The sequence below is a fragment of the Candidatus Amoebophilus asiaticus 5a2 genome (genome assembly GCF_000020565.1).
In the GTDB taxonomy this organism is placed as follows: Bacteria; Bacteroidota; Bacteroidia; order Cytophagales; family Amoebophilaceae; genus Amoebophilus; species Amoebophilus asiaticus.
The window spans coordinates 1,410,376-1,422,003 of record NC_010830.1 but is presented as its reverse complement, the minus strand read 5'-3'; the positions used below and the strand labels follow the sequence as shown (position 1 = coordinate 1,422,003).

Here is an 11,628-nt window from a genome sequence, read left to right as displayed (position 1 = left end):
CAAAGGTATATTAAAATAGCGATTAACATAAAGATTATGCTTAATTGTATATAGTTTTGCGCCAGCTAATGTTCTTTGTATTAGTAAGCGACAGCTTTGTATAAAAGTTTCTCAATTACTAACCGGCATTAATAAAAATTTAGGTAAGAAAAATTGTATCAACCACTGAAAAGACATCATTCCCCGATCAAAAATATTTCTTATAGAAATATGTGTAAAGTCCCATTAATAAAAGTTAATCAAAAAGGTATGTGTCTATATATGAGGCGTATTGTTTTGTGCATATTACTTATTGTAGCAAGCAGCAGCTACCAGACATGTGTAACAGAAGTAGTAAATCAAAGGCATGGGGAAGGTTTGATAATGAACGTCACTTCAAGACAGGATAGAAAAATGGAAGTCTATATTAGCTTGGGAGCAAGGAGAAATGAAGCTATAATTGGTAACTATAGATTAAGAGTTAGGTTGTTTTCTACAACAGAAAGAGATGCTACTAGTTTTATAGACTATATAAATGGCGCAGGGCGGCATGAGCGAGCAACAAACATCGACCAACCGTTGAGCTATTTTACAAGAGAAGAGAGGATAAATTTGGAAAGTGAAGAGATTCTAATACCTTTTACATTTATTCCAGGGTTAGAAGTAACTAATGCAAAAATATGCTTTGAGCTTTTCAATGAAGCAGGGATGTTAATTAGTTCAGCTAATGTAAGCTGGGAGCATACTATAATAGAGCCAGAAAATAACTTAATGCTGCTAGAAAGTGCTGAAATACATAGAATGGAGGAGTTAGAGGCACTAGATGTGTTGCCAGTAAATTATGGGAATACATTTACAACACTAACAGGTGAACATAGCCATATAAAAGTGGGGAGCAAGCCACAAAAAGAACTAACAACTGCTTTCTATCTAAACAATGCTAAACACAAAGTGACATTAAGGGAGGTAGAAAATAGAGAAAAAATTGATGCACGGTTAGAATTAGAAAAGATGGTTATACCTGCTAGATATAATAACATGAGCAACCAAGAGTTAGCTAAGCGAGCGAATGAGAATGATTTATATGCGCAAGAGCTAATGGTTAGAAAGGTTATGGCAGAAGGCTCTTTTTTAAGCTTGCTAAAATTAGCTGATCCATATAATTGGAAGGGAATTAGAGAAAAAGTACAGCAAGATGGGCGTTACATTTATATATTGCTAAGCCGTCCAAATCAGATCAAAGATGATGCTATTTGTAACTTGTTTGTTGATAGTGTAATAGAGCATGCGCAAGCAGGAGATTCTTTGGTACAAACCAATTTAGGAATGATGTATTTGGCAGGTAAAGGTGTACAGATAAATAGTGACCAAGGACTAGCATGCCTTATTCAAGCAACTGAGAAAAATTTTGGATTAGCTTATTATATGCTAGGACAAGTTTATAAGCATGGGATAGGTATTAAGAAGAATACAAAAGAGGTAGTTAAATGGCATATAGAAGCAGCTAACCAAGGGATTATACGCTCCAAGTACAATTTAAGGGATATATACATAGCCAGTATTTTATTTGATAAAGCTGAGGTTGAAGAAGAAATGGACGAAGAAGAGGGCTTGAAAAAAGAAATAGAGTGGCTTGCTAAAGTAGCAGATAAAGAAGGAGATAAAAATGCGCAAGCGGCATTAGGATTGATATATTGTATAGGTAAAGGAGTAGAGCAAAATGTTGAATTAGGTTTAGAATGGCTTAATATGGCCACTGACTATAGAAATAAGACTTTATTAAGTGACCACTATTTAATAAAGAGAATAGGAGACATATATTACTATGGTATGCTTGGTACAGCTAAAGATTCTAAAAAAGCTATAGAGTTATATATAAAAGCAGCTGAGGGTGGGATGGTTGCAGCTCAGAAGCGTTTAGTAAAAGTGTATTTTAAGGGAGAATATGTTGAACAAGATTTTGCTCAGGCAATTTTTTGGGCTTTACAAGCAAAAGATAAAGCATGGTTATTGGATAAATTTGAAATTAACTTAAATAATCCTTTAATGTATAACCAAGTTAAAAGAGATTTTGAGGCTTTGGGTAAAGATCTTCTTGTTAGTTGTCGACGTATGCGAGCACGAGAGAAGCACTCACTTATAGGGAGGCATGCTGATATGTTACCTGACTTGTTTCAAGGATTAAAAGAGATAATAGATGAACTTATGAAGTGGGGACAACAATTAAAGTCTCAATCTGGCTTGTTGATAAATTTCATGAATTTTAAGGATCCAAGCTTTAAAAGCATAATACAAGAACGTCAAACGGAAACAGGTGTTATCCCCTACGTAAAGGAATATGAATATCAAGAAAAGAATTATATAAGCTTTGGAGAATCAAATGTTCGGTTTGCAGACCAGCTTTTAGAGGAACAGGTTTATCAAACTCATTATAATGAAGCACTTAATCTATTAGAGATAATCACATCTATTTATAAAAAAGCACAGGTAAAGTTAATTTGTGAAGCAAAAGAGATTAAAAAAGTACTATCTAAGTTGCATATAGATGAGAAGATAAAGGAACAGATGTTTTTAAAAGAGTTGAATGGAAAAATCAGAATAATTAACTTATTTAATGTCAAATTAAAATTACTTGAAGATAAGAAAAAACAGTTTATGAGTTTTTATCAACTATTATTCAAACAAATTGAAAAAGGACTGTTCGTACGTAATAAGCAGTTTAAAGCAAAACACAGTTATATTTTTGATTAAATTAGTATAAGTAGATTAATATATGTTATCAAAAGTATAACTACTATACATGTCTATAGATGGGTGTAGAAGTTAGTCCGTAAACTCTCATAAGCCATTTATCCATAAAATTAGTATTTTAGCTATAAAATGGAATTTAAATTTATAAAGACAACATTAACCAAATTGTTCTATTGATAGGTATCTATAACCTACATACGATTAAAAAGCTGTTTATGAAAGTTATTATTAGTGGGGGAGGAACAGGCGGACATGTATACCCCGGTATTGCCATAGCTGATGTGCTCAAACAGAAAAATGCTGAAAACCAAATTTTATTTGTAGGTGCTGGGGGGAAAATGGAAATGAGCCAGGTTCCTGCTGCAGGCTATCCTATTGTAGGGTTGCCTATTAGAGGTATAAATCGTAAACTCAAATATATATGGAAAAACCTAGCTTTACCAATATGGGTGTTAATTAGCTTATGGAAAGTTAAGCGCATTATAAAAGACTTTAAACCAAATGTTGTGATAGGTACAGGGGGTTATGCAGGTTTTCCTACCATATATATGGCTGCTCGTATGCATATACCTATTGTACTACAAGAACAAAATGCTTATGCGGGTGTTGCCAACAGGTTACTTGCCAAATATGCTCATAAAATATGTGTAGCATATGAGGGTATGGATGCTTATTTTCCTAGTAATAAAGTTGTGCTAACAGGAAACCCTGTAAGAGCATTTCTAACAGATAAGGCTGATAATTATCTGCCAAGCTTACAATACTTTGGGCTTGAGCCAGGCATTATTACTGTACTTGTCTTGGGTGGAAGTCTAGGTGCACAAGCTATTAGCGAATCAATTATTAAAGCGGCTCATATATTTGAAAAACATACTATACAAGTAATCCTATCTACTGGTAATGCCTATTTTTCAACCATACAGCAAGCTGATTTCCCAGCTTTCAATAAGAATTTTAAAATATTGCCTTACATAGAGCGCATGGATTTAGCATTTGCAGCTGCAAATATTGTTGTGTCTAGGGCTGGTGCCATATCTATTGCAGAGATTGCATCAGCCCAGAAACCAGCTATTTTTATTCCTTCTCCTAATGTGACTGCTGACCATCAGATGAAAAATGTATTACCTTTGGTTACTAAAAATGCCGCTATTTTAATTAAAGATAATGAAGTCCCTGACAAGCTTGTTCCAGCTATTTTAGAACTAGCAAAAGACAAGCAGCGTCAACGTATGCTAGTAGAAAATTTGAGTAGCTGTTTTAAGACACATGCAGCAGAAAGTATAGCCAGTCTTATAGAAGATTTAGTATAGCATACTAACAAATAGGTTAAATGGAACATTATAAATACGTTTATATATTAGGTATTGGTGGTATTGGTATGAGTGCGCTTGCTAGATGGTTTCATCGAGAAGGTTCTCAAGTATTTGGTTATGATAAAGGACAAACGTTGCTTACTGACCAGCTAATACAAGAAGGCATATCAATACACTATGAAGCAACCATAGATGCTATTCCTACTGCTATTTTGGATCATCCACACGAGACTTTAGTTTTATATACACCTTCAATTGCTGCAACTCATCCTATTTGGCAATATTTATCTGACCATGGATACAATTTGTGTAAAAGAGGTGATATACTAGATATCATTACAAAGAATCACTTCACATTAGCCATAGCAGGTACTCATGGTAAGACAACCAGTACTTCTTTAGCTGCACATGTCTTATGTCATGCCAATAGAAATATAACTGCTTTTTTAGGGGGTATTGCCAAAAATTATAATAGTAATTTTATAGCAAGTTCTAATACAGAACAGGAAAGCTCCATTGTTATAGAAGCAGACGAATTTGATCGCTTTTTCTTAAAATTGCATCCCGATATAGCAATTATTACTACAGTAGACCCAGATCATTTGGATATATATAAAGACCAAGATGGCTTTGAAGAAGGATTTAAACAATTTCTAAGTAGGCTTCCTAAACAAGGAATTGCTATCCTACACCATGATGTTGCAAAGAGATTAATAGATGATGAGTCATATCCTACCCAAGCACAGGTTATTCAATATGCATTGAAAGATTCACCGATTTGCGCTGATAATATATATATTAGTGAAACAGGAAGGTTTTGCTTTGACTATATAAGTGAAAAGTTTGTTATTAGAGATATACAATTGCCGGTACCAGGGTACCATAATATAGAAAATGCGTTAGCAGTTATTACGGCATGCTTGCATATAGGAATAGCACCTGAAATTATTCGAGAAGCCATACATACCTTCCAGGGAATAGCAAGAAGGTTTGACCTCATTATACAACGTAATGACTTAGTTTTTATTGATGATTATGGACATCATCCTGTTGAGATAACAGCATTACTTACTACTATCCGAAAACTATATCCAAACAAAAAGGTTACAGTAATTTTTCGTCCTAACCAGTATAGTAGGACAAAAGATTTTTTACAGGAAATTGCACAAAGCCTTAGCTTAGCAGACTGTGTATTGATACTAGATATTTATAGCGACCGTGAAGTGCCTATTGAAGGAATAAATTCAGAAGCTATCTTGCAGCATATAACTTTGCCTTATAAGTACGCTTGTACAAAAGAAGATTTGGTTTTGCAGCTTGCACAGGTAGATAAATTAGAAGTGGTTGTAAATCTAGGAGCAGGTGATGCAGATGAGTTTATACAACCGGTCAGAGAGTTTTTACTTAAAAATTACACTTAAGTTTACTAATTGTGTTTTTGCCTTGTGCCTAATTCCATTAAACCACCAGGAACATTATACAGAAACTTACGGTATACATACAGCGAAAGGGGCATGTTTAATAAGGAAAAAATTACTAGAGCAAAAGTTAGAACTCCGTATCTAGAGTAGTAGCATGGAGAAAACAAAGATGCTAAATCTTACAGGCAAACTTGCCTAAAGTAAAGGGAAATATACTTTTAGCTATTATTTTAAGAGGAAAGTAGAACCGTAGACCAGTAAAATTGCACATACAAGTGTTTTCTGGATCTTTTTTGTCTAGGTTTTAGTAAAAGCTATAGCTTATTCAGCTTCTTCTATAGCTTCTTTCATCATATTTGTAAAATGGTAAAGTTTTTCAGTAGGGAGGGGCTTTTTTAAATTGGTAATGTATAGTTTTAGTAAAAGTTTTAGCATGGAGTTATCTTCAGACACTCGAGGTACATAATGAAAATGTACATGGGGAACACTTTGGCCAACTTCAAGACCATTTTTCTGTAATAATATATAAGATGAAGTTTTAAACACCTGCTTAGCTGCTTGGTTTACCTTTTTAATAACTTGACCCATTTGCATAATTTCTTCATCAGTCAACTCTTCAAATCGTTCAATATGTCTTTTAGGAATAATAAGGCAGTGTCCAGGTAAAATGGGCTTGTAAGTATAAAGTGCAATGATACGATCATCTTCATAGAATTTTTGACGTTCCAGGACCATCGTAGTACAAAAAGCACAATAGTTGTTAACAGCGGAGCTAATAGATTTTTTTACTAAGAAATATATAAATAAAGATAAGCAACTAACAATAATAGGATAAAGCAATAGTTTACTCATTTTAGTGACGTAGATAGTAACCTAAATAATAGAATAGATGATCTAGAAAAAAGGATAAGTGAGAAAGTAGAAAGGTCTAATATCATGAGTTTTTTTACGAGAATTTATATAGCTTCCTATATGTAAGGACCTAAATTATATCTTAAGCTTTTTTCTTAGGTCTTATTTCTTCAAAAGGAACAATTTTAGTAGGAATTAGTTGACCTTCAATACGACTGACACGATCTCTGACTAAATCAATTTTCTCTCCTAATCGTTTGTCTACATTGTCTATTTTTTCACTCAGCTTTTTGTCTGTGTTTTCTATTTTTTCACTTAGCTTTTTATCTACACTATCTATTTTTTCACTCAACTGCTTAGTTACATGCTCAATTTTTTCATTCAACATGATATTAGACCTTTCTACTTTCTCACTTATCCTTTTTTCTAGATCATCTATTCTATTATTTAGGTTACTATCTACGTCACTAAGGTGTTTCTGCATAGAAGTAAAACTTAAGTCTAGCTCCTTGAATTTTACCTTTGTTTCCCCAAATCCTTTATCAATTTCCTCAAAACTTTTGTGAATTTGTATTAAATGCGTGTTTATTTGAGTGAATCTTATATCTATTTCCCTAAAACGAGTATCTATTTGTGCAAACCTTATATCTACTTCATCAAACCTTTTATCTATTTTATCAAACCTTGTATCTGTTTTCTCAAATTTTGTATCTATTTTATCAAACCTGCCATCTATTTTCTCAAACCTTGTACTAAAATGATACCACATAAAGCCAAATAGTCCTCCTATAGGCCCCCAAACAGCTATTAAGTCTTGTAAGGTTAGTTTCATTTTAATAAGTATTAAAAAGACGTAAATTTATTTCTATTGATAGTGATTAGTAATATAAACTGAAGTTAAATTTATAAAATAATTTCTAGTTGTAAACTACTTCAATATTTTTTTATACTAAACGTTATATTACTCTTATAAAGTTAACAAAAATCAGCTAAGTTTAGAATTGTTATGGCTAAGTTTACTTATTTACATATTACAAAGTAGCAAGCATCCGTATCTTCTTAGATAATCTATAGTAGGTAATATAAGTAGGATAATCGCATAGTATTACAGCATTATCTCATACTAAAACAAATTAAGTTTAAGAAATAGGGGGATTCACAATTTTATTATTTCGGGTGATATCTGTTACTTTATATCATAATCTAGTTGGCTACCTTAATATATTGTTTAGTATATACAGTTAAACTAAAATTTTTATAAACACTGATTGTATGACAAATTTTATGCAAATGTTTGGGCAGGTAAAAGAAATGCAAGCCAAAATTCAAGAAGTGCAACAAAAGGTAGCACATTTACAAGCCACTGGGGAATCAGGTGCAGGTTTAGTTAAGGCTACTGTCAATGGTAATAAGAAAATCCTTAAAATTGAGATAGATCCTAGCATTATTCAGGCTGAAGAGCAAGCAATGCTACAAGATTTAATTGTAGCTGCTGTTAATATGGCTATACAGAGTGTAGAAAACAAAACAAAAGAAATGGTACAATCGCATACAGCAGGCATGTTAGGAAACTTACCTTTGGACCTATTGTTATAGATCTAATGGAAAAAGCAGTAGTTGTCATACTTAATCATAATGGCAAAGCTCTTTTACAAAAGTTTCTACCCAGTGTAATACAACATAGCCATCCTTATAGGGTAGTAATAGTAGATAATGCATCGGTAGATGATTCTATTAATTTTTTATCTACTAATTTTCCTCATATACAGTGTATACGCCATACTAAGAACGAAGGTTTTGCTGGTGGGTATAATTTGGCTTTACAAGAAATTAAAGCTAAATACTATATATTAATGAATGCAGATGTTAAAGTTACTAGTAATTGGATAGAACCTGTTTTAGAGTTAATGGAAGGAAATGAGCAGGTATCTGCTTGCCAACCTAAAATATTATCATACCATAAGCATGAGAAATTTGAATATGCGGGTGCAACAGGGGGATTTATAGATTTGTTAGGTTATCCTTTTTGTCGGGGGCGTTTATTTACTAGTATAGAGAAAGATCTAGGTCAGTATAATGATACGCGTGCAGTGTTTTGGGCTAGTGGCGCTTGCATGTTTCTACGAGCTAGCGTCTTTGGGGAGCTAGGTGGGTTTGATAAACTTTTATTTGCCTACTATGAAGAAATTGATCTTTGCTGGCGTATGCAACAGTATGGGTATAAGATTTATTATTGTGGCAATAGTAAGGTATTCCATGTTGGAAGTGCAACTATTGGTATAGATAACCCATATAAAACTTATCTGAAATTTAGAAATCGAGCGCTTGTTCTTTATAAAAACACACCAAGCCATTTTTTAAGCTGGAAACACATTTTGCGTATCATATTAGATTTGTTAGCAGCTTTGCAAGCTGTTTTGCAAGGGCGAGCTAAACACAGTTGGGCTATTTTACAAGCACAGATCGATTTCTTTAAACTAAAAAAGAATTATAAACCAACTTTAAATACACAGCAGGTCAAGCAAGTGTACCATGGCATCCTTCCTTTTGTTTACTTTATACAAGGAAAAAAAAAGTTTTCTGATTTAAACCAAGCTAAGTTTAGCAAATAGCAAATTAAGATTGATAAGAATAGGAGGGAGACATATAGCTTTTTTTGGCTCTTCTAGACTTGTAGCTCACTTTCATAGCATTCATCTATACCTAAAGGGCCAGTTCTTATACGTCCAGTAGCTAGCTTATCACAACGCTCATTTTTAGGATCTCCTGCATGGCCTTTAACCCAATTAAACGTAATATGATGGTTTACATATAAACTCCAAAATCTTTTCCACAAATCTATGTTCTTTTTACCTTTAAAGCCTTTTTTTATCCAGCTTTGAAGCCAACCTTTTTCAACAGCATCTACTACATAGCGAGAGTCTGAATAAACTACTATGTGTTGTTTATCTTTCTTTAAAGCTTCTAAGCCAGCAATAACCGCCCATAATTCCATACGATTGTTGGTAGTATTTCTAAATCCTTGTACTAGTTCTTTGCTATAGTCTTTGTACTGTAAAATAGCAGCATAAGCACCAGGGCCTGGATTTCCACTAGAAGCACCGTCTGTATAAATGGTAATCACTTTGGTTAAATAAAGAGATACATTTTAAACCTTTTAATAGCAATGGCTATAAGTATAATTCCCATCATTTTATGAATAATGCTCACGCCTAATCTACCAAGCTTTGCTTCTATCCATTCTGAGTATTTTAGTACTAAAAAGATCAGTACTAAGTTTACCAAACTAGCTAATAATACATTAATAGTTTCACATTCTGCTCTTAAAATCAAAAGGGTTGATAAAGTGCCAGTACCTGCTATGATAGGGAATGCTAATGGAACAATAGAGGAGGAGTTGGCATCTGTATCTGTTTTAAAAATGGAAATATTCAGACACATTTCTAATCCAAGGAGGAATAAGATAATACTACCGGCTATAATAAATGAGCTCATGTCAATAGAAAACAAGTCTAGGATGGTTTGTCCTAAAAATAGAAAGGTAACCATGATAACACCTGCTACAGTAGCTGTTTTTCTGGCATGGATATATCCTATCTTGTTTCTCATATTGATAATAATAGCTGTACAGCCTAGTACATCTATTACAGCAAAGAGTATGAAAAAAGCTGTAAGAAATTTCTTAATGTTAAATGCTATAAAAAATGAATAGAGTGTATTCATGGTATATGTATAACTTATATAAATTTAATAAATGGCCACCTTTAATAAGCTTATATCCTATGGTTGGCTTGCTAAACAAGGGCCGAACAAACATAGAAAGGCTAGGCTATATAAAAAAATATCTGGGTGATTTATTATAAATTAATGGTTGCAATAAACTAAAATTTTTTTTATATGTAAACAAGCATCTTATACTGCTAAAATTTATATTTTAACCAACTATAATTTATGGAACTTAGTTAGGTGCTTTCCACCTTTATGGTAAGATTTGCAATATGCTCCCTTACCATATGTGAACATATAATCTTAGTCTTCGCTTACAGCTAACTCATGTAACGCTAACCATGCCATAAGTCCTGGTGCTATCTCTAAAACCTTCTCATCTACATCAAATGTTGGCGTATGTACAAAGGAATTAATACCCTTATCTATATTTTGTATGCCTATCATATAAAAGCAGCCAGGTATCTGTTGAGCATAATAGGCAAAATCTTCTCCTCCCATATTCATATCCATATAATGTACATTATCATGTCCCATATAATTACATGCTGCTTCGAATGTTCTTTCGGTCATTACAGGATGATTGTAAGTAGGTGGATAGCCTTGCCCTATGTTGACTTCACAAGTACCTCCCATACCTTCAGCTATACTCTGGCAAAGATGGGTTATCTTTTTGTGTGCTTCTTTGCGCCATTCTTCACTTACGGTACGGATTGTTCCTGATAAATTTACTATTTCAGGAATAACGTTGGTTGCTTCTCCAGCTTTAATTTGGCAGATAGATAATACACAAGGTTTTAAGGGATCTGTGTTCCTACTTACAATTTGTTGTAAGGCTACAATAATATGAGAGGCAATGAGGATAGGGTCAACCGCAGCATGTGGAGAAGCTGCATGGCCACCTTTGCCTTTTACAGTAATATATATTTCATCAGCACTCGCCATTACTGTGCCCTTAGTAAAACCTACTTTTCCTATAGGTATAATAGGGCATACATGTTGGCCCAATATGATAGCAGGTGCTGGATTTTGGAGCACTCCTTCTTTAATCATGTTTATAGCGCCGCCAGGTGCTTTTTCTTCTGCTGGCTGAAATATAAGCTTAACAGTACCCTCAAACTCTGCTTGTAGGCTATGAAGGATAAGTGCTGTACCAATTAAAGAGGATGTATGTACATCATGTCCGCAGGCATGCATGACACCCTCGACTTTAGATTTATAAGAAACTGTATTTTCTTCCTGTATAGGCAATGCATCTATATCACCACGTAGTGCAATAGTTCTTTTAGAAGGATTTTTGCCTTTAATAACTACTACAAGGCCTGTATTGGCAATGCCTTCTTGTACTTCAAATCCAAATTCTCTTAATGTCTTTGCTATAAATTTTGCAGTATTAAATTCTTGAAAAGAGAGTTCTGGGTTTTCATGTAAATGCCTTCTAATGGCAACTATTTGAGCTTGATTGGCTTGTGCAAGTTGTTGAACACGATCTCTTAACTGTTTCATAAGCTTAAATTTGCTTTGTGGTAAAAAAATTAATAAAAAGTATATTAAGTTAATTAACGTTCTGCAATATACAATTTACA

10 protein-coding genes are annotated in these 11,628 nt (G+C 33.6%); 5 read left to right on the top strand and 5 right to left on the bottom strand.

Annotated features, from left to right (window positions below):
* Positions 1 to 249 precede the first annotated feature (249 nt).
* The 3 genes from AASI_RS05650 (at position 250) to murC (ending at position 5,464) form a co-directional block, all read left to right on the top strand.
* Positions 250 to 2,730, top strand: a complete 2,481-nt coding sequence (locus AASI_RS05650) for a tetratricopeptide repeat protein (RefSeq protein ID WP_187146256.1) — start codon at positions 250 to 252, stop codon at positions 2,728 to 2,730.
* Positions 2,731 to 2,945: 215 nt separating this feature from the next.
* Positions 2,946 to 4,040 carry an undecaprenyldiphospho-muramoylpentapeptide beta-N-acetylglucosaminyltransferase gene (gene murG / locus AASI_RS05645; RefSeq protein ID WP_012473205.1) on the top strand — a complete coding sequence of 365 codons (1,095 nt, stop codon included), beginning with the start codon at positions 2,946 to 2,948 and terminating at the stop codon, positions 4,038 to 4,040.
* Positions 4,041 to 4,060: 20 nt separating this feature from the next.
* On the top strand, positions 4,061 to 5,464 hold the full coding sequence (gene murC / locus AASI_RS05640) for a UDP-N-acetylmuramate--L-alanine ligase (RefSeq protein ID WP_012473204.1): 1,404 nt from the start codon (positions 4,061 to 4,063) through the stop codon (positions 5,462 to 5,464).
* 321 nt (positions 5,465 to 5,785) lie between these two features.
* Here murC and AASI_RS05635 read toward each other — a convergent pair whose 3' ends face one another.
* Positions 5,786 to 6,316, bottom strand: a complete 531-nt coding sequence (locus AASI_RS05635; protein WP_012473203.1) for an HIT family protein — start codon at positions 6,314 to 6,316, stop codon at positions 5,786 to 5,788.
* Positions 6,317 to 6,458: 142 nt separating this feature from the next.
* Entirely contained in the window at positions 6,459 to 7,148 is a 690-nt protein-coding gene (locus AASI_RS05630; protein ID WP_012473202.1) for a hypothetical protein, read from the bottom strand.
* A 440-nt stretch (positions 7,149 to 7,588) separates the two neighbouring features.
* Between AASI_RS05630 and AASI_RS05625 the strand changes: the two genes are divergently transcribed.
* Together AASI_RS05625 and AASI_RS05620 are read left to right on the top strand one after the other, a co-directional pair.
* The gene (locus AASI_RS05625; RefSeq protein ID WP_012473201.1) at positions 7,589 to 7,912 is read left to right on the top strand and encodes a YbaB/EbfC family nucleoid-associated protein; all 324 of its coding nucleotides are present in this window, start codon (positions 7,589 to 7,591) and stop codon (positions 7,910 to 7,912) included.
* A 5-nt stretch (positions 7,913 to 7,917) separates the two neighbouring features.
* Positions 7,918 to 8,928: a glycosyltransferase family 2 protein gene (locus tag AASI_RS05620; RefSeq protein WP_012473200.1), complete on the top strand. Its 1,011-nt coding sequence runs from the start codon at positions 7,918 to 7,920 to the stop codon at positions 8,926 to 8,928.
* A 53-nt stretch (positions 8,929 to 8,981) separates the two neighbouring features.
* Here AASI_RS05620 and rnhA read toward each other — a convergent pair whose 3' ends face one another.
* The 3 genes from rnhA to AASI_RS05605 all read right to left on the bottom strand — a co-directional run bounded on the left by rnhA (position 8,982) and on the right by AASI_RS05605 (position 11,548).
* Positions 8,982 to 9,440 (bottom strand): ribonuclease HI, encoded by a 459-nt coding sequence (rnhA, locus tag AASI_RS05615; protein WP_012473199.1) that lies wholly within the window; start codon positions 9,438 to 9,440, stop codon positions 8,982 to 8,984.
* Between the two features lie 5 nt (positions 9,441 to 9,445).
* Entirely contained in the window at positions 9,446 to 10,039 is a 594-nt protein-coding gene (locus tag AASI_RS05610) for a MarC family protein (RefSeq protein ID WP_012473198.1), read from the bottom strand.
* A 306-nt stretch (positions 10,040 to 10,345) separates the two neighbouring features.
* The gene (locus AASI_RS05605) at positions 10,346 to 11,548 is read right to left on the bottom strand and encodes a M20 metallopeptidase family protein (protein WP_012473197.1); all 1,203 of its coding nucleotides are present in this window, start codon (positions 11,546 to 11,548) and stop codon (positions 10,346 to 10,348) included.
* Positions 11,549 to 11,628: the final 80 nt, after the last annotated feature.